The sequence below is a fragment of the Sedimentitalea xiamensis genome (assembly GCF_030164465.1).
Taxonomy (GTDB): domain Bacteria; phylum Pseudomonadota; class Alphaproteobacteria; order Rhodobacterales; family Rhodobacteraceae; genus Sedimentitalea; species Sedimentitalea xiamensis.
In genome coordinates this window covers 65,500-88,493 of record NZ_JASNJE010000012.1, presented here as the reverse complement: position 1 = coordinate 88,493, position 22,994 = coordinate 65,500, and the positions used below count along the sequence as shown (strand labels likewise).

Here is a 22,994-nt window from a genome sequence, read left to right as displayed (position 1 = left end):
GGACGGGTTAATATGTTCAAATGATCGGTTCCCTTCCCAATGCGCAAAAAAAAATTCAGCTTCCGGATGAGTTGGATATTTTTTCCCGGTCCGGTTGGTTGTCCAAACGCAGCGAATCCGTGCGGCGGTTGCTCTTGCCGCTGGGCCGCGCCCGGTCCTACGAATCCGGCCAGACGCTATACCGGGTCGGAGACATGCCAGACGGAATCTATGGCCTTCTGCGAGGCCGGGTCTGCCTGTCCACGCCCAACGATGCCGGCAGCGTCTTTGACTGCCACATTGCCTATCCCGGTTTCTGGATCGGGGATCTGGCTCTCTTCGCCAGATCCCCCCGTCTGATCACGATCACCGCCCGATCGCCGGTGGATGTCTGGTTCCTGCCGCAGGCCGCTCTGACCGATCTGCTGCGGCCGCACCCTGACCTGCTGGCCGATTTCTATGCCTTGAACCATCAAAATACGGCGGTCGCGCTTCGCTTGCTGGCCAATATGTCGATTCCGGACACCACCCGCCGTGTGGCGGCGTGGCTTCTGTTCTCGGATGAAAGCCTGTCGGACACGGATGGGTGGATTCTGTGTTCGCAGGAACAGATTGCCATGATGAATGCGATTTCGCTGCCCACGGCGCGCCGGATCCTGAAGAAACTGGCGGATCAGGGATTGATCGAACTCGGATACGGTCGCCTGCGGGTCGGCGACCGGGGCCGGATGTCGGAATTCTGCGCGACCTGAAATCGTGTTTGGCGCTGGCAGCCTCTTTGCTTGTATCCGCCCCACCCACATCCGATAACGGTCCGGACGGAACGGGATACGAAACGGATACCCCATGCGCGCCATGATGACAGTGTTTGCGGCCACATGGCTGTTTCTTGCGACGGCGGATGGCGCGGCGGCGCAGGACGCTGGCGGAACGCCCGCCTATATCGGCAGCGCCGCCTGCGCGGATTGCCATCAGGAGGAAACCCGCGACTGGCAAGGCTCGCATCATCAACTGGCATGGACGCCGCCGGACGCCGTGCATGTGCTGGGCGATTTCGACGATGCCGCCTTTACCCTGAACGGGATAACGACCCGGTTCACCACGCGGGATGGCCGGTATTTCATCGAAAGCGATGGCCCCGAAGGCGCCTTGACCACCTGGCCGGTGGCCGGGGTCGCCGGCATCGCGCCGTTGCAGCAATACCTGATCGAAACCGAACCCGGCAAGCTACAGTCCTTTGACGTGGTCTGGGATGTGGAACGGGAACGCTGGTATCACCTTTATCCCGACCAGGGTCTTCACGCCGGTGACGGGCTGCACTGGACCGGACCTTACAAGAACTGGAACGCGCGCTGCGCGGAATGCCACGCGACGGGTTTCGAAAAAAACTACGATCCGCAGGCGCAGGCCTACGCCAGCACGCAGTCGGAAATCGGCGTCGGCTGCGAAGCCTGCCACGGGCCGGGCGAGGCGCATCGTGACTGGGCGCTGGCCAACGGCACCTATGACCCAGACCGCTGGGCGGGGCTGGGCGACACGGCGCTGACCATGGATTTCTCCGCCGGGGCCGAGGCGGAAATCCAGCAATGCGCCGGCTGCCATTCGCGCCGCGAACCCTTTGAGGACGGCAACCCGCTGCCCGGCACGGCCTATCACGACGCCTACCGCCTGTCTCCGCTGCGCGAGGGCCTCTATCATCCGGACGGGCAGATCCTCGACGAGGTTTATGTCTACGGCTCGTTCCTGCAATCCAGGATGTATTCCAAGGGGGTGGCCTGCACCGACTGCCACAACCCGCACAGCGCGAGACATGTGGCCGAAGGCAACGGCCTGTGCACCCAATGCCATTCAAAGGCCGGGAACGACCGTTTTCCTTCGCTGCCACTGGCGAATTACGACGATCCCGGGCATCATTTTCACCCTGCCGGCAGCGACGGGGCGCAATGCCGGAACTGTCACATGATCGAGCGCGACTACATGGGCATCGACGGGCGGCGCGACCATTCCTTCCGGGTGCCGCGCCCGGACCTGACGCTGGAAACCGGCGCGCCCAACGCCTGCAACGATTGCCACGCCGAGCGGTCGGCGCAATGGGCCACCGACACCGTCGCCGCCTGGTATCCCGACAGCCGCCACCGGGGTCCGCATGTGGCACAGGTCTTTGCCCCGGCGCGGCAAGACCCTGCGAATTCGGTCTCAGGGCTGATCGGCATCGTCGAGCACGAGGACTTGCCGGCAATCCTGCGCGCCACCGCGCTGGACCTGCTGGCGCAGGTGTCCGATCCGGCGATCGCCGCGCGGACCGAACCATTCCTGTCCGATCCCGATCCGATGGTGCGCGCGGCGGCGGTGTCCAGCCAGCGCGGCGCGGCGCAGACCGATGTCGCGCAGCGGCTGGTTTCCCTTCTCGACGATCCGAGCCGCACCGTGCGGATGGCGGCGGCGCGCGAATTCCTGGGGCTGCGCATCGCGCATATGCCGAAGGACGCGACCGAGGCGCTGAACGGCGCGATGACGGAATGGCAGAGATCGATCCGTAACAAGGCCGATTTTCCCGAGACACAGCTGGTTCTGGGCGGGATCGGCCTGACCACCCGCAACATGCCCGCCGCCCTGTCCGCCTTTGGCGAAGCCGTCGCGCTGGACCCGCAACTGACCCGCGCCTGGGTGATGATCGCCCGCATCCATGACGCGCTTGGCAACCGCGCGGAGGCGCGCAAGACGCTGGACGCGGCCATTGCGGCCAATCCGGATGACATAACGCTGCCGCTGATGCGGGCCGATCTGTCGGACTGATCAGCGCAACCCGTCTTCTCCGACCGCATCCTCCGCCGCGAGGCCGCCCATGCGGTTGTGGATACGCGGCCCCCGCGCCATCGCCAGCGCGAACAGCAGTTCATCCGCGCGCGGCCCGTCCGGCACCCCGACTTCCATGCCGTCGAAATGGCTGCGCACATAGGCCGCGTTGATATGACCGAGCGGAATGTCGATGCGGGTGCCGACGCCGCCCATCTTCATCGAGGAGGGCACGATGGCCCTGGCCTCGCCCAGCCGCTCGCGCATCGCGTAGCCGCCCGGCACATGCCAGAGCGCCGTGTGCTCGAGTTCGCCACCCTCGCCCACCAACCCCGCCTTGCCATAGCCGTCGATCCCCTCGATGCCGCCCATCGCGGCGATCAGCCGGTCGGTCATTATCAATCCGAGCGGCTTGAGATCGTCCATCGCCTGTTGCAACTCGGCGACATAAGCGCCGGCAAAGGGGTTCTTCACCAGCGCCACGATGGCCGCACGCCGGCGCGGGGTGGCCGGGGCCGGGCCGCCGTCATGGTGGATGTCCTCGATGAAGAGCATGGTCTTGCGCAGGGGGAAGTCAGGCATGAAGCTCGTCCTTTTCGGGCTGTGTCAGGGTGTGGGGCATGCCGATCACCCGGCGCAGCGCGCCAAGCTGCAGGCAGGCCCCCGCGATCAATCCGCGGGCACGGCAGGTTTCGGCGTATCGCTGCCCGGCATCGAGCGCGATCGCCACGTCCTCTGGCGGCAGGTCGCCCACCGCGACGGTGACGAGCCGTGCGCCGAGGTCGCTGTCAGGCACAAGGTCGCGGGCCGGGGCGCGACGGATGGCCGGATGGCCCGGCAGGTCGACCGCATTGGCGATCAGGGTCGCGGCGACATCGGCCTGCGCGGCGGTTCGGGCCAGCACCGTGACGCTGTCGGCGATGCCGAGCGATTGGCTGCGCCCGCGCCAGCCAGAGGTGGCGAGGCCGCGCACCGGCAGGTCGGCGGTGAGTTGGAGCCGGGCGTTCGGCAGGGCGGCGGTAAAGCTTTCGCCCGGCGCGAGGTGAAAGGCGATGTCGCCGCCGTTGTTCACATAGGCTTGGGTCATGTCGCCCTGCACGCAAATCTGCGCCAGCATCTCGTCGGCCACGGCACCCGCAACGGCGGCCATCGGGGTCACAAATCCCGGCAGATGGGCACGGGCGGCGCGCTGCATGGTGGCGGCGATCCGTCCTTGGAAGACGTGAGGTTCAGCGACCGGGCGGCGCAGGGCGACGAGTTCGCCGGCCAGTTCGGTCAGGACCGAGTCGAACCGTTTCACCGCGCGGCGCAGCCCGGCCTCGCGCCCCGGCCCCGTGGCGTCCACGATCAGGTCGATCGGTCCGTGATGTAGGTGCAGCCGCCGCCCGTCCGGCAGAAAGGAAACCTGCGGCGCCTGCATCTCAGCCCTTGTCGCGCGACACCGCGCGCATATCTGCGCCGTATTCGCCGCCATGTTCGAGGATATCCGCAATCGACCGCACCGCCGCGTCATGCCCGCCAAGCCGCTGGTAATCGGCGCGGCTCAGGGTGAATTCCAGCGGCGCAACGATGGCGGGCGTGGGGACGTAACCGAAAGCGTTGTCGGGCGTGCCGGTCACATCGGCCATCAGCGTGATGCCGCCGCCGGGCCAGACATAGGCGTCGGCCCCGCCCACGGTCACGCGGGTTTTCAGCGCCTGCACCGAGCGGGTGAGCTGCACCGGGTTCGTCGTAACGCCCGAGCGCAGCGAGCCGCCCGCGCCGCCCATGAACATCACCGTGCAGAGCGCCGGTTCGCAATTCTCGGCGATGAGATCGACCGAGGGTTTCAGGCGCGCGGGCAGATCGGCGGGCTGCGGGACGAGGCCGTCGTCAAGCACGTAATAGCCCCATTGCTCGCCGGTGGTGGACACCATCAGCAGGGTCAGGCCGGGCCGCGCGCCCTTTTTCGGGTTCCACTCGCCCAGGATGGTCAGCGGGTCGGTGATATCGGTGCCACCCCAGCCCAGACCCGGCCCGGCCACCTGGAAATAGCGCCCCGGCGTCGAGCGCCGCCCGTTGATGCGGATGCCGGTATCGGGCCAGCCCAGCACCTTGCCGGCCTGGTGTTCGCTGACCACGCCGGTGATGTGATCGTCGACCACCACCACCTCGTCGACCAGCCCCTGCCACTGCACCGCGAACATGCCGATGGTGGCCGAACCGCAGCCGACCCGCATCCGTTCTTCCCGGTGGCCGTCGACGATGGGGGCGTGGCCCGCCTGCACGGTGACGGTTGCGCCGCCGTCGACGGTCAGGTCCACCGCCGCGCGGTTGCAGAGCCGCATCAGCGTGTCGCAGGTGACGCGGCCCTCGGACTTGGAGCCCCCGGTCAGGTGTTCGACGCCGCCAAGGCTCATCATCTGGCTGCCGTATTCGCTGGTGATCATCAGCCCCACGGCTTCACCCTGTGCCCGCACCACCGCGCCTTCGCGGCCGATATGGCGGTCGGTGTCGATCTTCACCTTGACACCGCAATAGGAAAAGATCGCCTCGGTTACGACGGTGACGAAATCGACCCCGTCGATCTCGCGGCTGACGATGAAAGGGGCAGGTTTGTAGTCGGGATAGGTGGTGCCCGAACCCACGGCGGTCACAAAGAGATCGTCGCCGCCAACGAGATCGCCTTCCCATTCCGATTTCAGGAAGGGGCGGATCTCGCCGCCCTGTTCGATGCGCCGGTCGAGCACCGTGAGCGGGTCGCAGCGGATGATACGACCGTTCCGGTTGGCATAGCGGTCGCAAGCGCCGATCCCGCCCTCGGCGATATAGCACATGACCGGGCAGGCGTCGCAGCGGATCTTGTCGGACGGTTTTATGCGTTTCGCCGGAATTTCGCTACGATCTTCGCTCATGCGCCCTCGCTTGCCGCCCGGATCGCCGCCAGCACCCGGTGCGGCAGCGCCGGCAGCCGGGTGATCCGTGCGCCGCTGGCATCGCGGATCGCGTTCAGGATCGCGGGCGCGGTCGGGATCAGCACATGTTCGCCCAGCCCCTTGGCGCCCATCGGGCCTTCGGGGTCGGGTTTCTCGATCAGGATCGAGCGGATGTCGGGCATGTCGCCGGCGGTCGGGATCAGGTAGTCGTGCAGGTTCTCGGTGCGGCCCGGAATATATTCCTCCATCAGCGCCATGCCCAGACCCTGCGCGATGCCGCCTTCGATCTGCCCTTTCGCCAGCATCGGGTTGATCGCCCGTCCCAGATCGTGAGCCGCGGTGATCCGGCGCACCTTGACGGTTCCCAACGTCATGTCGACGTCGAGTTCCACCACCTGCGCGCCATAGCCATAGACCGCATAGGGAACGCCCTGCCCGTTCTCGTCCAGCGGACGCGTCGGCGGATCGTAGCTTTCTTCCGCCGCCAGCACATAGCCATGCGCATCTGGCGGCAACGCGGCAAGGTCGATCACGCGTTGCCCCGGCCCGTCGCGCACCACAAGCCGCCTGCCCTCCAGCGCCAACGCCGCCCCGTCGCCCATATTGGTCAGTGCGAGGACCCGCGCCCGCAGCGCAGCGCCCGCCAGAAGCGCCGCCTTGCCGGTGATCACCGTCTGGCGCGATGCCGAGGTCTTGCCGCAATCCGGCGTCAGCGCCGTGTCCGGCCCGACCAAGGTGACATCCGACAGCGGCAGACCCAGCGCATCGGCGGCAATCTGGGCGATGACCGTGTTCGCGCCCTGCCCGATATCGGTCGCGCCCTGATGCAGGCACAGCCGCCCGTCCGGCGTCAGGCCAATGCGGATGGTCGACGGGTTCGGCAGTGCCGTGTTGCCGCAGCCATACCAGCAGGACGCGATACCGACGCCGCGCCGGACCCGGCCCGACCGGCCGTTGACCCGGCGTGCCGCCTCCAGCGCTTCGGTCCAGGGATCCTGCAGCGCCGTCAGACAGTCATGGATGCCGACGCCGTGCAACACCTGCCCGCACACGGAACTGTCGCCGTCGCGCAGGGCGTTCAGCAAGCGGAACCGCAACCGGTCGATGCCGGCTTGTTCCGCCAGATCGTCAAACAGCGTTTCCTGCAGGATCGCCGCCTGCGGCACGCCGAAGCCGCGGAAGGCACCCGAGGTGGGGCCGTTGGTGTGCACGGCGCGCGCCTCGGCGTGATAATTCGGCACCCGATAGGGACCGGAAGCGTGCACCGGCACCCGCACCGCCACGGTCGGCCCCCAGCTGGCATAGGCGCCGGTGTCGAAATCCCCGTCAAAGACCATGCCGGTGACGCGGCCCGCCGCATCCGCGCCGGCGCGGGCGGACATGGTCGCCGGGTGGCGCTTTGTGGTGCTGGTCATGCTGTCGCGGCGGGAATACGCCATGCGGCAGGGCTGCCCGGTCTTCAACGTCACCAGCCCGATCAGCGGCTGCAAAGACAGATCGAGCTTGGATCCGAACCCGCCCCCGGACGCCGACGGAATGATGCGGACGCGATCGGGCGCAAGACCCAGAACGCGGGCGGTGTCGTCACGGTCCATCGCCGGCGCCTGGGTGCAGGCCTGGATCACCAGCGTCTCGCCGTCCATCCAGGCCGCGCCGGCCTCCGGTTCGATATAGGCGTGTTCGACGCAGGCGGTCCGGATGGTCGCCCCGGCCAGATGGGCCGCATCCGAAAGCGCCTGATCCGGATCGCCCCGGCGCACCTTGCCGGCGATCAGGATGTTGCCGGGGCGCGTTTCATGCACCTGCGGGGCACCGGGGTCCTTCGCGGTTTCCGCGTCGGCAAGGCCATCCTGCGCCTCCCACGCGACCGGGAAATCCGACAGGTCGAGCGTTTCGACGATCTCTGGATCACCCGCGACCAGCGCGACGGCTTCGCCGCGCATCCGCACATGGGACTCCGCCAGCGCGGGCTGGTCGCGAAAGACGGGGATCACGCCGAACCGGTTGTCGCCGGGAATATCGCCAGCGGTGAACACCCGGATCGGACCGGCTTGGGCCGCGACCCAGGCCTGCACATCGCCGATCCGGAACCGCGCCGAGGCGTGCGGCGACCGGATCGCGCGCACCAGAAGCGCACCCTGCGGGACATGATCGGCACCAAAGATTTCGCGCCCGGCGACCTTGGGCCGCCCGTCCAGCCGCTCGACCGCCGCACCGACCGCACCTCCGGCCCGTGGGCAGGCTGCGGCTGGCGGCGGGTTCGGCGCATCCAGAACCGCGTCCACGATCGCCGCGTAGCCGGTGCAGCGGCACAGGACGCCGCCAAGCGCTTCTTCCACCTCGGCGCGCTCGGGGTCCGGGTTACGCGACAGCAAGGCCGTCGCCGCCATCAGCATGCCCGGTGTGCAGATGCCGCATTGCGCGGCCCCGTGGCGCAGGAACGAAGCCTGAAGGGCGGACAGCGCCGCGCCCTCGCTCAGCCCTTCGACCGTGCGGATATCAGCCCCCGCGGCTCGGGCCAGCGGCGTCAGGCAAGCGCAGACCGCCGCGCCATCCATCAGCACGGTGCAGGTACCGCAATCTCCCGCATCGCAGCCGACCTTGGTCCCGGTCAGGCCCAGGTCCGAGCGCAGCACATCCGACAGCCGCCGCCCCGGCGCGGACTGCACCGCGACCGTCGCGCCGTTGACGGTCAGGGAAACGGCGTCCGCATCCTTCATGCCAGCGCCCCGGCGGTCACGTCCCGCAAGGCCCGCCGCAACAGTTCCGTCGCAGCGGTCGCGCGATAGGCGGCATCGGCGCGGATGTCCGTAATCGGCGACAGGGCGCGGGCCACCGCGTCGTCGCGGACGTGATCGCCAATGCTGGCCACAGGTTGCCCTAGGCAGGCGCTCTCGACCTCGGGCAGCCGGGTCGCGACCGCGCTGCACGACCCCACGGCCAGGGCTATGTCATCGACCCGGCCTGCCGTTTCCGCAACCCGAACCGCGACCATCGCGATCGAGATCACCAGGAACCGGCGCGCGCCCAGCTTCAGGAACCCGCTGCGCCCGCGCGCCGCCGCCCGCGGCACGTGGATCGCCGTTACCAGTTCGCTCGCGCCGCGCCGTGTCGCGCGCACGCCGGTCAGGAAGTGCGACAGCGGCAGCGTTCGGCGGCCCGACGCGGAGCGGAGTTCGACCTGCGCCCCGAGCGCCAGAAGCGGCGGCACCCCGTCGGCGGCGGGCGAGGCGTTGCACAGGTTGCCGGCGACCGTCCCGGCGTTCTGGATCTGCACCGATCCGACCTCGCGTGCGGCCTGTTTCAGCATGTCGAACGCTGGCGGCAGGTCGGCGCCCAGAACGTCGCTCCAGGTCGTGGTCGCGCCGATCCGCCATCCTTCCGGCGTCGCCGCGATTCCGCGCAGCGCCGCAATCGCGGTCAGGTCGAGCACAGGTCCGGGCAGGGTCTGCTTCTGAGTGCCCGCGAACAGGTCGGTGCAGCCCGCCGCCACCGTCGCGCCGGTCCGGTCCAGAACGGCAAGCGCATCGGTCAGGGTCTGGGGCCGGAAATATTCATCCACCGCGATGGTCCCTTGGCGTGAGGAGCGCTGAAATCTCGATACCGGATTGTTGCGGTCTGGGTCGCGGCCTGTCAACGCTCTGCATGGTCCGGTCGCCGCGGAGTCAGACCCCCAGATGGCGGTGCAGGATCTCCGGATCGTCGCGCAACCGGGCCGCCGGCAGGGTTTCGAGATTCCGGCCGTTCTCCATGAAGGCCACCCGGTCGGCGACGGACAGCACGGCATCGACGCGCTGTTCCACCAGCAGGATCGCGACGCCCCGGTCGCGCATGACCACGATGACCTGCCGTATCAGTTCGATCATCGATGGCTGCAAGCCTTCGGTCGGTTCATCCAGCAACAGCACGCGTGGCTCAAGACAGAGCGCGCGGGCGGTGGCGAGCATCTGCTGCTCCCCGCCCGACAGGGTTTCGGCGCGCTGACGATACCGTTCCCGCAGGCGGGGGAACAGGGCGAGCACGCCCTCCAGAACCTCGCGACCCGAATTGCGCACCATCAGGCCGATTTCGAGATTCTGCGCCACTGTGAGTTCGGCGAACAGCCGGCGTCCCTGCGGAATATAGCCGATCCCGGCCCCTGGCACGCGATGTGGGGGCAGATCGCTGATCGACTGGCCATCCAGCGACACCCGGCCCGACAACAGCGGCAGAAGACCCATGATCGCCTTCATCGTCGTGGTCTTGCCCGCGCCGTTGCGCCCCAGCAGGCACAGGATTTCGCCCGCCGCCACGCTCAGCGACAGGTCCCGCAAGACCTGCGCCCGCCCATAGGCCGCGTTGATCCCGGACACCTCAAGCATCAGCCGCCGGTCCCCAGGTAGGCGCGCTGCACGGCGGGGTCGGCATGGATCGCCTGTGGCGAGCCTTCGGCCAGAACCCGGCCGGAGTTCAGCACCGTGATGACGTCTGCGGTTTCCATCACCACCGACATGTTGTGTTCGATCAGCAGGATCGTCGTCGTATCCGCCAGCCCCCGCACCAGCGCCTTGAAGGCGGCGATTTCGCTGTCGGTCAGACCCTGGGTCGGTTCGTCCAGGATCAGCAGACGCGGGTGCTGCGCCAGGCCCATCGCGATTTCCAGCAGGCGCTGGTGCCCATAGCTGAGATCGCCCGCATTCTGCGCCAGACGATCCTGCAGGCCGACCTGTTGCAGCGCCCGGACGACGGCGTCTTGCACCGCCCCGCCGTGCCGCCTGCGCCGGGCCGCCAGCGCGACGTTTTCCGCCACGCTCAGGTTGGCGAAAACCGAAGTGATCTGGAACGTGTAGGCCATGCCCAGATTGATACGCTTGTGCGCGGCCAGGCGCGAGATGTCCTGCCCGTCAAAGACCACCGTGCCCGAGGTCGGGGCGATGCGTCCGCAAAGCATGCCGACAAAGGTGGTCTTGCCCGCGCCGTTGGGGCCGATCAGCGCCCGCACCTGCCCCTGCGGAAGATCGAAATCCACGTCTTCCACCGCATGCAGCCCTGCGAATTGCCTGGTCAGGCCGCGCGTCGACATAAGCATCATGGCAGCCCCCGCCAGATCCGCTTGCGCAACTCGCCCGCCAGACCCTGTGGCGCGAAGAGGGTCAGCAGCACCAGCACGACACCCGCGATCAGCATGTAGGCGGTGGTGATCCCGCTCGACAGGTCGATCAGGTAGAACATGAAAAGCGTGCCGATGAACGGCCCGAGAACCGTTCCGGCCCCGCCGAGAAGCACCCAGAGCAGCGGAAAGATCGAATACTGGACCGAGGCGAACGTGGCCCCGACATAGCCGAACAGAAGCCCGTAAGCCGCCCCCGCCGCCGCCGAGATCGTGCCGGACAGGATCACCGCCGCCAGCTTGTAGGCAAAGACGTCATAGCCCAGCATCCGGGCCCGATCCTCGTTCTCGCGGATGGCGATCAGCACCTTGCCGAAAGGACGGTGCACCATCCACAGCACCGCCGCCAGGCAGGTTGCAAACAGCGCGAAGGCGGCAAAATAGCGGTGCACGGGGTCGGACAGGTCGATCCCCCAGAGAACACGTTGCGCCTGCTGAAGAACGAAACCTTCGTCGCCGCGGGTGAATGCGCCGAAATAGAGCACCGTCAGGTATCCGGCCTGCGCGAACATCAGCGTCACGATCATGAAGGCGACGCCGGCGGTGCGCAGCGCCAGCAGACCCACCGCGCCCGCGACGATCGCGCCCGCCACAAGCCCGGCGGTCAGGGCCGGACCCGGCGACAGCCCGAGATACTGCACGGCCAGCCCCATGCCATACATCCCGGCGGCAAAGAACAGCGCGTGGCCGAGACTGAGCAGCCCGGTATAGCCGAACAGGATGTTGTAGCCGATGGCATAGCTGGCCAGCACCATGATACGGGCGAGATTGCCGTGGTGATAGGCGGGCAGCAGGAACCCGAGCGCGAAGAGCAGCGCCAGAAGCCCGCCATGCAGGGCCACGGTCTTGGCGGTGTCGCTCATGCGCGGCGCACGCCGAACAGGCCCTGCGGGCGGAACACCAGCACCAGCGCCACCAGCAACGTGGCGAGGATCTTGGCCAGCGTCGGCGAGAAAAAGACCGAGATGATGCCGTCGGAAAGGCCGATCAGGATCGCCGCGACCACGGTGCCCGGCAGGCTGCCCAGCCCGCCGATGATGACCACGATGAACGAAAGCAGCAGCGGATCGCCCCCCATCAGGTAATGCGCCTGCTGGATCGGCACGATCAGCACCGCCGCCAGCGCCGCGAGCGCGGCCCCGAGTCCGAAGACCAGCGCATAGACCCGTTCGACCGGGATGCCGAAGGCCAGCGCCATGTCGCGGTCGAGCTGGGTCGCGCGCATGATCAGGCCGATGCGGCTCTTCGCCATGACCAGCCAGACCCCGATCAGGACCAGCACGGCGGCGGCGATCACGCCCAGCTTGTAGGTGGTGGTCGACAGGCCCCAGGGCCAATAGATATGCGGCTTGCCGTCGACGAACTCGATCCAGGGAAGGGCAAGCCGCGTGTTGAAAGGCGGCTCCACAGGCCGCGCATCTGGGCCGTAGGTCATCAGCGTGACCTGCTGGATGATGTAGAGGATGCCAATGGTCGCGACGATGGTGCGCTCCGGATCATAGGCGATGCGCTTGAGGATCGTCATGTCGGCCAGCGCCGCGAGCGCCCCGACCATGACCGGCACCACCAGCAGCGCCAGCACGAAGCCGAGCGCGGCATGCCCGGCGACCAGGCTGGTGACCCACCAGGCCAGCACCGCGCCGAGCATGAAAAACTCGCCATGCGCCACGTTGACCACGCGCATGACCCCGAAGACCAGCGACAGGCCGACGGCGGTCAGCGCCAGCACCGCTGCGGTCACCGCCCCTTCGAGCGAGGCGAGCAGGAGATAGGGTCCGATGTCCATCGAGGCGCACGATTGCGCAGGAACGGGGCTTGGGCAAGGGCAAGCGGCTGTTCGCGGGCGAAAAATCGGCACCCGTCGTGAACTGGCGCTTGCCCGGGCAACGCTCCGGGATATTCTTTTCCGGAACGGGATGGGAGGTTCGCGCATGAGACGGCAGTTTGGATGGCTTGCCCTGCTGGTCTGGGCCGTAGGGGCTGAAGCCGCCATGGCACAGACACCCGAGGAGATCGTGCGCTGGATCTACAGCTCGCTGGCGCTGCCGCCGGACGGACAGGCCAAGGGATTGCATTATCTTACAGTGCCGGAGCGGCGCGGCACCTACCTGTCGCAGCGCCTGGTGCGGCTCTACGACACCGACGATCTGAACAGCAATTTCGGCGACAATCTCATGAACGCCTGTTTCGAGCGGGGTTTCGAGATTCCCGGCAACGACATGGACGCCGCCGAAATCAACAGGACCCTGAGCCTCACCACCGAAGCCGATACGACGCGCCAGCGGATCACCGCGCGGTTCACCAATTTCGGGACTCCGGCGCAGATCCATTACGATTTCATCGTCGAAGACGGGTTCTGGCGGATCAATGATATCGGCTATCCCGGCTGGGCGCTGTCAGGCGTCACCTGCGACCCGCGACCGGCGGCGGCGCCCGCGCCGGCGGGCGAGACAGGCTATTGCTATCGCTCCGGGAGCGACGAGTTCCGGCTCTATGTGGCGGGCGACGGCAGCGCGCGGTTCACGCTGGAAAGCTGGCAGGGGGGCGGGCATTCCTGCAGCGCGGCGGGCACCGCGCAGCCGGTCGCGGGCGGCTGGATCTACCAGGAGGATTTCTACGGCCGGCTCTGCCGGATGGAAATCCGCGTCACCCCCGAAGCCGGCATCCGCATCGCCGACCCGGACCATGACTGCAAGATGTCGCTGTGCGGCCAGCGCGCCATGCTGGACGGGCTGGCCTATGCGCGCGAAACCCAGGTCGATTGCGCCAGCCTGCCGCCACCGCCGCAGTACTGAGCCGCTTCAGAAACTCTGCTGCGTGTAATCGACCTCGTCGGGATAGAGCGTATCCTCGATCGACGTCATGTGCGCGACGTTCAGGCGGCCGTTCTCGACCTTGCTGATATACTGGTGGCCGAACACCTGGTGGGTCTTGCCGTTGAACCGTTTCGCGCCCTGCGGATGGTCGTCGGACAGGGGCATGTCTCCCATCGCCTCCACCGCTTCGATCAGAGCGGGCCGGTCGGCGGGCCCCTGGTAGCCCGCGGCTTCCATCCCGGCCTTGACCACGTTCAGGGTTTCCCAGCAGCCGAACATATGGGCGTAGGTTGAAATATCCTTCGGATCGCTGACCGATGCGCCGTTCTCGTCCACGCCCACGGCAGCGCGATACATCTTGTCGTGGCTGGTCTGGCCGGGCTGCGCATAGCGCGGGTTGCCTTCCCAGAAATAGGTGCCTTCGAGAAATTCGAGACCGGGGCTGGCAATGTCCACCGCTTCCAGACTGTCGATGAAGCCGAACATCTCGGGCCGGCTCGGGCCGAAGAATTCGCCCATTTCCTTGACGAAGGTCAGAACCGCCGGGCCGACCATCACATGATAGACGACTTCGGTCTCGCGCGGGATCTTGGGGAAATATTTGGTGAAGCTGGTTTCCGTCGGCGGAATCGCGATCCTGGCGACCACCTCGCCGCCCTGCGCCTCGATCGCGGCGCTGAAATAGTCGCGGTGATCGTGGCCGAAGGCGAAGTCGGGGTAGATCATCGTGACCTTCTTGCCGAGGTTTCCGGATACGAAGGGCGCCATCGCGATCACCTGGCTTTTCACGTCGGTGATGCCCGGTTGCAGCGTGTAGCGGTTGAGCATGCCCGAGGCGACATGATGGCCTTCGGACACCACGAAATACGGCAGTTTCAATTCCCCCGCGCGCGGGGCGGAGCCGATCACCACATGGGAAAACAGGGTGCCGAAGCCAATGTCGCAATTGTGCTGGTTGGCGAATTTCTCGACCACCTCGGCACCGCGCTTGGGGTCCGTTCCATCATCCTCGGCAATGATCTCGACCATCCGTCCGTTGATGCCGCCGGCGTCGTTGATCCGCTTCACCGCCGCCATCGTGGTCCGGTCATACCAGCGCCCGTAGGCCGCGCCGATCCCGGTGCGGTGGACCTGGAAGCCGATGCGGATCGGCTCGGATGTCTGGGCCTCGGCGAAGCGCGCCCAGAGTGGCAGATTCGCTCCCGCGGCCGCCGCCGCGCCCCCGAGGGCAAGCGTCTTCAGCGCCGCGCGGCGGGTTTGTGCCTTCAAAGCATCGGTCATGGAATACCCCCTTGGATCAGCCTCGGGCGGATCGGCCCGCGATCTCTGGCTGTCGGTCGATCTTGCGATCCCGGCACTGTCTTGTCCAGTGTTTTGGCGGATCGGAGGCCGGGTCAGGCACCGCGTGGCGAAGCCAGGAGCCAGAGCCCGAAGAGCGTGTAGAGCACCATGAACAGCGCCAGCGGCGCCTGGCTGAGCGCCGCCTTGCGGGTATCGCCGAACCGGCGCAGCGCGATCGTATGGGCCATCATCACCGCCAGAACGTGTCCCGCGACGACGGCCCCCGCCTGCGTCAGCCAGATCGTGCGGACGCTGTCCGGAGCGTTGAAAAAACCCGTCGTCACGTAAAAGGTGCCAAGGCCCAGCAGATCGTCGCCCCGCGCCAGCGGATCGTTCAGCGCCGCCAGCGCATATTGCCCGTCGACCAGGAAACTGGTGAGGTAATGGGCGATGTGATAGCCCAGTGCGATCGGCAGGATCGACGGCGCGAACAGGCAGAATGCCTGCCCCGGCCCGATACCGGAAGAGACCAGCCGCACCCCCATCCAGACCGCCAGCCCATAGGCCGCCACCAGCAATGCATTGGCAAGGATCAGCCCGGTCAGGTTCTGCGCGATCACCGCGGAACGGCCGGGAAACTCCAGCGGGTTGATCCCGATCAGGTCGAGCCACCAGTAGGTTTCGTTCAGCCCGTCAAAGCTGCCGCTGCCCAGCATCAGCAGCATGAAGACCGCCGCCCCGGCCCGCGGCGGGTGACGATGCAGCGCCTGCCAACCGGTCAGGCCCAGCGCCAGCCGTCCGCGCAGACGTCCGAACAGCCCCAGCGCCGCGTAATGGCGCATCAGCATCGAAATGCCGTCGCCACGCGCCGCCCAGCGTGGCCCGAACACCAGCAGGGCGGCGAAGGTGAACAGCCAGTAGCCCCCCGCATAGCCAGCCAGCCGCGCCGGGTCGGACGGGGCCGGATCGGCCAGCAGGATCGCGACGAAGGCCAGAAAGGTCAGGATCCCAAAGCTCTGTCCGAGACAGGCAGGCAGCCGCAGGGCGGGGCGCAGATTCAGCAGCCGCCGGGTCAGGGCGACCGGGCCGGTCCAGGGATTGATCCAGCGCCACAGGTTCCCGAACAGCCCCTGGAGGGTGACCAAGCCGATCCACCAGACCGTCCAGACCACGAGGGTCAGCGGATTGGCCAGCGGATCCCGCGGCCCGGCCAGTCCGACCCAGAGCAGCGCCAGGAAACCGGCGAAGGACAGGCAGCTCGTGAGCAGCCGCGCCCCGGTCCAGAGCGGCCAGCGCAGGGTTGCGACCGGGCGGAACAGCCCGGACACGGCACGATCCGGCAGCAGAGTCAGCACGAGAACCGTCAGCGCGACACAGGCGGCCCCGGCGGAGATATAGACATCCGTCGGCAGCAGGAGCACGAAGCCCTGTTCTGACACATGCGCCCGCCCTGCCCGCGCGGGCAGAACCGCAGCCATGGCCAGACTCTTGATCTGCCGCCTATTGTGGAACAAGCTCATGACACGCGATGATAGCCGGAGGAGGTCCGGATGAAAGCCGCAAAACCTGTCGTTCTGGTCGGTCTTTTGGCGATGGCTGCGCTGCTCGCGGTTCTGTTCGTTCTCCTGCCGGACAGGAACACGCTGCTGATCACCGGCGCGACCGCCGCGCCGCTTCTGGGCAAACCGGCCACCGTCGGCGTCTTCCTGACCATCGAGAATTCCGGCGGACCCGACAGGCTGACGGCGGCGCGCTCCATCGTGGCCCAGCGCGCCCGGCTGGAGTCCTCCATCGCCGACGCCGGGCTGCCGATCCCGGCGGACAGTTCCGCGTCCCTCGCGCCCGACGGCGCGTTCATCCTGCTGGACGGCGTCGGCGGCGATCTCAAGGAAGGCCGGATGATCCCGATAACGCTCCGGTTCGAAACCGCGGGAGAATTGCGCACCCAGGCCCGTCTGGTCATGCCGCGGACGACCGGCATCGCCGGGGCCTACGGCCTGTTCGGTATCGGCGATATCTGCACCGTCGAAGAAGGCGAACCCGCGCCGCGCCTCGCGCTCGAGGTCCGCCCGGACGGCGCGGACTGGATCGTCGCGGTCAAGGCCGAGGATTTCACCTTTTCGCAGGACATGCTGGACGGACCGCATGTGCCGGGAACCGGGCACGGACACCTCTATCTCGGCGGGCTGAAGCTTCAGCGGTTCTTTGAGCCCGAAGTACGGATCGGGGCGCTGCCGCCAGGAACCCATGAAGTCCGCGTCACCCTCAACACCAACGATCACCGCGCCTATGTGGTCGGCGACGATCCGGTGACGGCCACGGCGCTGATCACCGTTCCCTGATATCCGGCCCACGCCTTGCGGAGCGTTGACATTGCCGGGGCCTTGCAGACACCATCCACCGAAGAGCGAATTCTGGGAACTGGGCCGGCATGACGGGTGACTCTCCGGGCAAGGTTGTCGGTGTCGATGTCGGCGGAACCTTCACCGATCTGATCGAACTGGATCAGGCCACGGGCCGGGTGCGCCTGTCCAAGGTGCCGAGCACCCTGGACAACCAGGCCTTCGGTGTGCTGGAGGCGCTGGATCAGGCGGGCTGCGATCTCGCGGCGCTCGACCTGATCGTGCATGGCACCACGACCACCACCAATGCGGTCCTGGAACGCAAGCTGGCCAGGACCGGGCTGATCACCACCCAGGGCTTTCGGGACGTACTGGAACTGGGCCGCCGGACCCGTCCACAGGCCTATGGCATGACCGGGCGTTTCACGCCGCTGATCCCCCGCGACCTGCGGCTCGAAGTGCCCGAGCGCATGGATGCCGCCGGCGACGTGGTGGTGCCGCTGGACGAGGATGCGGTGCGGGCCGCGGGGCTTCGGCTGCTGTCCATGGGATGTGAATCGCTGGTCGTGCATTTCCTGCACGCCTATGCCAACCCGGCGCATGAACGCCGCGCCGCCGAAATCCTGACGGCGGTCTGGCCGAACGACCACATCACGATGGGTCATGCGCTGCTGTCGGAAAGCCGCGAATTCGAACGCGGCGTGACGGCGGCGGCCAATGCCGCGGTGCAGCCGTTGCTGGATCGCTACATCAAACAGCTGGTTCGGGAACTGCACGGCAAAGGCTACGCCGGCGAGGTGCTGGTGATGAACGGAAACGGCGGCATGGTCAGTGCCGCCCGCGTCGCCGATGAGGCCGCCAAGACCGTGATGTCCGGGCCGGCTTCAGGGGTCATGGCGGCGGCCTATACCGGGCGCAAGGCGGGCGTCCGGAACCTCATCACCTACGACATGGGCGGCACCTCGACCGACGTGGCCCTGATCCGCGACGCGGAACCGGCGGTGTCAAACGAGATCGAGATCGAATACGCGATGCCGATCCATGTGCCGATGGTCGATGTGCGCACCGTGGGCGCGGGCGGCGGGTCGATCGCGCGGGTCACGCCCGGCGGGTTGCTGGCGGTCGGTCCGGACAGCGCCGGGGCGGATCCGGGACCGATCTGCTATGGCAAGGGCGGCACGCAGCCGACGATCTCGGATGCCAATCTGCTGCTCGGGCGGCTCGACCCGTCCGGTTTGAACGCGGTCCGGGGCGGCGTGCCGCTCGATCAGGTGAAATCGGTGTTCGCCCGCGAACTGGGGGAACCGCTGGGGCTGGACCCGGTGCAGGCGGCGGATGCGGTGATCAGGATCGCCAACACCAGGATGGCGGGGGCGATCCGGATGGTGTCGATCTCGCTCGGGGCAGATCCGCGCGATTTCGCGCTTTTCGCCTTTGGCGGGGCCGGACCGCTGCACGCCGCCGCGCTGGCGCGGGAACTGGGCATTCCGCGGGTCATCGTGCCGGGCCGTCCGGGCATCACCAATGCCATCGGTTGCGTCGTGGCCGATCTGCGCCACGACTTCGTCAACACGATCAACCGCCCGCTGGACAACCTGGACCCGGATCACCTGGCATCGGTCTTCGCCGCCCAGACCGCCGAGGGCAACGCGCAGATCGCGCAGGAAAACATCGCTGTCCGCGCCATCCGGCACGTTCACAGCGTCGACATGCAGTTCATCGGCCAGACCCACCTGCTGCGCGTGCCGCTGGACAGCCCGGACGTGACGCCGCAGGATCTGCAAGCCTTGTTCGAAGCGGCCTACTTTCGCCGTTTCCGGGTCGAACTGGACAATATCCGCGCCAATCTCGTGAACGCCAACACCTCGGTGATCGGCGTGCGGGCCGACCTGGATCTCGATGCGCTGATCGACCCGGCGGGGCGCAAGGCCACCGTGCAAGAGGCGCAATCCGGCCAGCGCCCCGTCTTTTTTGACGGCATGTGGCGGGACACGCCGGTCTACCGGCGCGACCACCTGCCGCTCAAGTTCTCCCTGCCCGGCCCGGCGATCCTCGAACAGATGGACACCACGGTTCTGATAGAACCGGGCGACACCGCCACCGCGGATGCGGGCGGCAATATCCTGATCCGGATCGGAGACAGGCCATGACGCTGGACCCGATCACGCTTTCCGTCATCGAGGCGGGCTTGCAGCAGGTCTGCGACGAGATGGACCTGAGCTTTTCCCGCGCCGCCTTCTCGCCGGTGATCGCCGAAGCCAACGACCGTTCCGACGGGATCTATGCGGCAAAGGACGGATCCCTGATCGCGCAGGGCGCCGGCGGCCTGCCGGTCTTCGTAGGCACCATGCAATATTCCACCCGGACGCTGATCGAGATGATCGCCGCGGGCCAGGCCGCTCCGCCGCAGCCGGACGATATCTATATCGTCAACGACCCGTATCTCGGCGGCACGCACCTGATGGACGTGCGCTTCGCGCGGCCTTTCTACCGGCAGGGACAGCTTTTCTGCTGGCTGTCCAACACCGGGCACTGGCCCGACACCGGCGGCGCGGTGCCGGGCGGGTTTTCGGCCAGCGCCACGGCCGTGGAACAGGAGGGCCTGCGCCTGCCGCCGGTGCGCCTGTTCAAGCAGGGCAGGCTCGATCCCGAAATCATGGCGATCATAAACTCCAACATCCGCGTCGCCGACCAACGGATCGGCGACGTGAAGGCGCAGGCCGCCGCCCTGATGGTGGGCGAGGACCGGCTGAACGCCTTGATGGACCGCTATGGCGACGACACTGTGGCCGGGGCGATCGCCGAACTGCGTCAACGCGCGGCGGTGCAGATGCGCGCCTTCATCGCCGGCATTCCGGACGGCACCTACCGCGCCAGCGCCTGGATCGACAGCGACGGGGTGGTGAACGAACCGCTCGAAATCAGGCTGTCGGTGACGCGGGACGGTGACGACCTGCGGTTTGATTTCACCGGCTCCAGCCCGCCCTGCCGGGGACCGATGAATTCGGTCCGGGCGACGACGCTGAGCGCGGTCTATCTCGCCATGCGCCACATCTTTCCCGAAGTTCCGATGAGCGCGGGCGCGTTCGAACCGCTGAAGGTCACGGGGATCGAGGGCACGTTTCTGGATGCCCGATATCCCAGGCCCGTGTCGGGCTGCGCCGCGGAAGTCAGCCAGCGCATCGCCGAAGCGGTGTTCGCCGCCCTGGTCGCCCCCCTGCCCGACCGCGTGACGGCGGCCCCGGCCGGAACCAGCGGCAATTTCGCCCTTGGCGGCCACGACCCGGCGCGGGGGCGGGATTTCGTGATGTATCAGATTTCCGGCGGCGGCTATGGCGGCAATGCGGATCACGACGGGCTGTCCAACGGCTGTTCGACAATCGGAATTTCCAAGGCCCCGCCGGTCGAGATCATGGAACAGGCGTTTCCGGTGCTCTATCACCACTATGCGCTGCACGAAGGCTCCGGCGGCGCGGGGCGGCAGCGCGGCGGGTTCGGGCTGGACTACATGGTCGAATTGCGGCGCGGCACGGCGACGGCCAGCTTTGTCATGGATCACGGCCGGTTCGGCCCGCAGGGCGTTCTGGGCGGCGCGGATGGGGGCGTGAACCGGGTGACGGTCTGGCAGGCGGGCCAACCCTATACGCCCTCGCATCTGTCCAAGGAACAGGACATTCCGCTGGCGCCGGGCGACCGGGTGCATGTGCGCACGCCGGGCGGCGGCGGCTATGGCGACCCGTTCCAGCGCCCGCCCGAGGCGGTGCTGGAAGACGTGCGGCTGGACAGATACACCGCCACTCAGGCACGGGACCTGTTCGGCGTGGCGTTGAGCGGGGAAGGGACCGAAGTGGACTACCCCGCCACCGAAGCGCTGCGCGCGGGCGGTTGACCGGGTTCAACCGATCAGCTTTTCGACCTCGGCCAGGGCCGGCATCGACGCCGCAGCCCCGCGGCGCGTGACAGACAGCCCAGCGGTCGCGCAGCCGATGCGCACGGCCTCGAGCGGTTCCGCTCCGCGCGACAGGGCTGCGGCGAAACCGCCGTTGAACGCGTCGCCGGCGCCGGTGGTTTCAACTACCGAACCCGGCTTGAACGACGGCACTAGACCGTGACCGTGCAGATAGGCACCACGTTCACCCAAAGTGATGATCGGCGTGCCGACCCCCATCTCGCACAGCCGCGCGGCGGCCCGTTCGGCACCCGCGACAGAGGTCACGGCCAGTCCGGTCAGAGCCTCCGCCTCGGTTTCATTGGGGGTCAGGTAGTCACAGAGCGCCAGCACCTCCGGCGGCAGATCGGCGGCCGGAGCGGGGTTCAGGATTGTCGCCACGCCCGCGGTCCGCGCGATTCGCAGCGCCGCGACCGTGGCCGCGACGGGATGTTCCAGTTGCGCCATGAACACGTCGGCCCCGGCGATCAGAGCCGCGTGGGCCTCTACGTCCGCCGGGGAAATCCGTTCGGCAGCGCCGGGCGAGACTATGATGGCATTGTCCCCGGTCGCGTCGTCCACATAGATGAACGCCGCCCCGGTGTGGCTGTCGGGATCGGTGCGCACATGCGCGATAACCCCGGCCTTTTCCCATACGCCGCGCGCCATGTCGGCAAAGGCGTCCTGTCCAAGGCGGGTCAGGAAATGCGTTTCGGCCCCGATCCGCGCGGCAGCGACCGCCTGGTTGGATCCCTTGCCGCCAGGGCCGAGCAGGAACCCGTTGCCCAGCACGGTTTCGCCCATGCGCGGCATCCGGTCCGCGCGAAAGGCGGCATCGGCGACAAAGATCCCCAGTACGACGACTTTTCCCATCCCTGCCCCCTCGAATGCCTGCTTTCAGTTGGGATATGCGCCCAAGCCCTGTCAAGGCACCGGGCCCTGTTGACTCTGCCGGATTGGCGCGTATAAGCGCGGCTTCGTTGGTGTTGGTGGCCCCCGCAAGGGACAGCCTGTCAGGAGCAATCCAGAGGACAACGCCCTTCATGCCCACATCGGGCCACACAGAAGGAGATCAGCCGTGACCAAACGCACGTCTGCCAAGTACAAGATCGACCGCCGCATGGGCGAAAACATCTGGGGCCGCCCCAAGTCGCCGGTCAACCGCCGCGAATACGGCCCTGGCCAGCACGGCCAGCGCCGCAAGGGCAAGCTGTCCGATTTCGGCATCCAGCTGCGCGCCAAACAGAAGCTCAAGGGCTACTATGGCGACCTGACCGAGAAGCAGTTCCGCCGCATCTATGCCGAAGCCGAACGCGTCAAGGGCGACACCGGTGAAAACCTCATCGGTCTGCTGGAACGCCGCCTGGACGCCGTCGTCTATCGCGCGAAATTCGTGCCGACCGTGTTCGCGGCACGCCAGTTCGTGAACCACGGCCACGTCCGGGTGAACGGCAAGAAAGTCAACATCCCGTCCTACCGCGTCAAGGAGGGCGACGTGATCGAAGTGCGCGACCGCTCCAAGCAAATGGCCGCCATTCTAGAAGCCACGCAACTGCCGGAACGCGACGTCCCCGACTACATGGAAGTCGACCATTCCAAGCTGACCTGCACTTTCGTGCGCACGCCGCAACTGGGCGATGTGCCCTATCCCGTGGTGATGGAACCGAATCTGGTCGTCGAATTCTACGCCAAGAACTAAGCGCAGATCCGATCCGTTCTTCAGGGGCTGCGCCGGATCCGGCGCGGCCCCTTCCCGTTTTCGCCCGCTGATCGCCGCAGGAGCCTTTC

The 22,994-nt window shown here is 67.3% G+C and carries 19 protein-coding genes; 7 read left to right on the top strand and 12 right to left on the bottom strand.

The window, feature by feature from the left end:
- Positions 1-98: 98 nt before the first annotated feature.
- Together QO034_RS11575 and QO034_RS11570 are read left to right on the top strand one after the other, a co-directional pair.
- Positions 99-731, top strand: coding sequence for a Crp/Fnr family transcriptional regulator (locus QO034_RS11575; protein WP_284485696.1), 633 nt, complete (start codon positions 99-101; stop codon positions 729-731).
- Positions 732-834: 103 nt separating this feature from the next.
- Complete coding sequence (locus tag QO034_RS11570; protein WP_284485695.1) at positions 835-2,775, top strand: HEAT repeat domain-containing protein; 1,941 nt, start codon at positions 835-837, stop codon at positions 2,773-2,775.
- Here QO034_RS11570 and QO034_RS11565 read toward each other — a convergent pair whose 3' ends face one another.
- The 9 genes from QO034_RS11565 to QO034_RS11525 all read right to left on the bottom strand — a co-directional run bounded on the left by QO034_RS11565 (position 2,776) and on the right by QO034_RS11525 (position 12,625).
- Entirely contained in the window at positions 2,776-3,357 is a 582-nt protein-coding gene (locus QO034_RS11565; RefSeq protein ID WP_284485694.1) for an amino acid synthesis family protein, read from the bottom strand.
- Positions 3,350-4,195 carry a UPF0280 family protein gene (locus QO034_RS11560; protein WP_284485693.1) on the bottom strand — a complete coding sequence of 282 codons (846 nt, stop codon included), beginning with the start codon at positions 4,193-4,195 and terminating at the stop codon, positions 3,350-3,352. The genes QO034_RS11565 and QO034_RS11560 overlap by 8 nt, the downstream gene beginning before the upstream one ends.
- A 1-nt stretch (position 4,196) precedes the next feature.
- Complete coding sequence (locus QO034_RS11555) at positions 4,197-5,669, bottom strand: 6-hydroxynicotinate reductase (RefSeq protein WP_284485692.1); 1,473 nt, start codon at positions 5,667-5,669, stop codon at positions 4,197-4,199.
- Positions 5,666-8,410, bottom strand: coding sequence for a molybdopterin-dependent oxidoreductase (locus QO034_RS11550; RefSeq protein ID WP_284485691.1), 2,745 nt, complete (start codon positions 8,408-8,410; stop codon positions 5,666-5,668). The genes QO034_RS11555 and QO034_RS11550 overlap by 4 nt, the downstream gene beginning before the upstream one ends.
- The gene (locus tag QO034_RS11545; RefSeq protein WP_284485690.1) at positions 8,407-9,252 is read right to left on the bottom strand and encodes an FAD binding domain-containing protein; all 846 of its coding nucleotides are present in this window, start codon (positions 9,250-9,252) and stop codon (positions 8,407-8,409) included. Before QO034_RS11545 ends, QO034_RS11550 begins: the two co-directional genes overlap by 4 nt.
- Before the next feature lie 103 nt (positions 9,253-9,355).
- Entirely contained in the window at positions 9,356-10,051 is a 696-nt protein-coding gene (locus tag QO034_RS11540) for an ABC transporter ATP-binding protein (protein WP_284485689.1), read from the bottom strand.
- Complete coding sequence (locus tag QO034_RS11535; RefSeq protein WP_284485688.1) at positions 10,051-10,761, bottom strand: ABC transporter ATP-binding protein; 711 nt, start codon at positions 10,759-10,761, stop codon at positions 10,051-10,053. The genes QO034_RS11540 and QO034_RS11535 overlap by 1 nt, the downstream gene beginning before the upstream one ends.
- The gene (locus QO034_RS11530) at positions 10,758-11,702 is read right to left on the bottom strand and encodes a branched-chain amino acid ABC transporter permease (RefSeq protein WP_284485687.1); all 945 of its coding nucleotides are present in this window, start codon (positions 11,700-11,702) and stop codon (positions 10,758-10,760) included. Before QO034_RS11530 ends, QO034_RS11535 begins: the two co-directional genes overlap by 4 nt.
- Positions 11,699-12,625 carry a branched-chain amino acid ABC transporter permease gene (locus QO034_RS11525; protein WP_284485686.1) on the bottom strand — a complete coding sequence of 309 codons (927 nt, stop codon included), beginning with the start codon at positions 12,623-12,625 and terminating at the stop codon, positions 11,699-11,701. Before QO034_RS11525 ends, QO034_RS11530 begins: the two co-directional genes overlap by 4 nt.
- Before the next feature lie 145 nt (positions 12,626-12,770).
- Between QO034_RS11525 and QO034_RS11520 the strand changes: the two genes are divergently transcribed.
- Complete coding sequence (locus QO034_RS11520) at positions 12,771-13,634, top strand: hypothetical protein (RefSeq protein WP_284485685.1); 864 nt, start codon at positions 12,771-12,773, stop codon at positions 13,632-13,634.
- Between the two features lie 6 nt (positions 13,635-13,640).
- Here the strand turns inward: QO034_RS11520 and QO034_RS11515 are convergent, their stop codons facing one another.
- Complete coding sequence (locus tag QO034_RS11515; protein ID WP_284485684.1) at positions 13,641-14,936, bottom strand: ABC transporter substrate-binding protein; 1,296 nt, start codon at positions 14,934-14,936, stop codon at positions 13,641-13,643.
- Between the two features lie 113 nt (positions 14,937-15,049).
- On the bottom strand, positions 15,050-16,414 hold the full coding sequence (locus QO034_RS11510) for a hypothetical protein (protein WP_284485683.1): 1,365 nt from the start codon (positions 16,412-16,414) through the stop codon (positions 15,050-15,052).
- A gap of 72 nt (positions 16,415-16,486) precedes the next feature.
- On the opposite strand from QO034_RS11510, the gene QO034_RS11505 reads away from it, so the two are divergent.
- The 3 genes from QO034_RS11505 to QO034_RS11495 all read left to right on the top strand — a co-directional run bounded on the left by QO034_RS11505 (position 16,487) and on the right by QO034_RS11495 (position 21,167).
- Complete coding sequence (locus QO034_RS11505; protein ID WP_284485682.1) at positions 16,487-17,278, top strand: copper chaperone PCu(A)C; 792 nt, start codon at positions 16,487-16,489, stop codon at positions 17,276-17,278.
- An 89-nt stretch (positions 17,279-17,367) separates the two neighbouring features.
- Positions 17,368-19,428, top strand: a complete 2,061-nt coding sequence (locus QO034_RS11500) for a hydantoinase/oxoprolinase family protein (protein WP_284485681.1) — start codon at positions 17,368-17,370, stop codon at positions 19,426-19,428.
- Positions 19,425-21,167 carry a hydantoinase B/oxoprolinase family protein gene (locus QO034_RS11495; protein WP_284485680.1) on the top strand — a complete coding sequence of 581 codons (1,743 nt, stop codon included), beginning with the start codon at positions 19,425-19,427 and terminating at the stop codon, positions 21,165-21,167. The genes QO034_RS11500 and QO034_RS11495 overlap by 4 nt, the downstream gene beginning before the upstream one ends.
- Before the next feature lie 6 nt (positions 21,168-21,173).
- On the opposite strand, the gene rbsK is transcribed toward QO034_RS11495, so the two are convergent.
- Positions 21,174-22,079 carry a ribokinase gene (gene rbsK / locus QO034_RS11490; RefSeq protein WP_284485679.1) on the bottom strand — a complete coding sequence of 302 codons (906 nt, stop codon included), beginning with the start codon at positions 22,077-22,079 and terminating at the stop codon, positions 21,174-21,176.
- A gap of 205 nt (positions 22,080-22,284) precedes the next feature.
- On the opposite strand from rbsK, the gene rpsD reads away from it, so the two are divergent.
- Positions 22,285-22,905 (top strand): 30S ribosomal protein S4, encoded by a 621-nt coding sequence (gene rpsD, locus QO034_RS11485; RefSeq protein ID WP_284485678.1) that lies wholly within the window; start codon positions 22,285-22,287, stop codon positions 22,903-22,905.
- Positions 22,906-22,994: the final 89 nt, after the last annotated feature.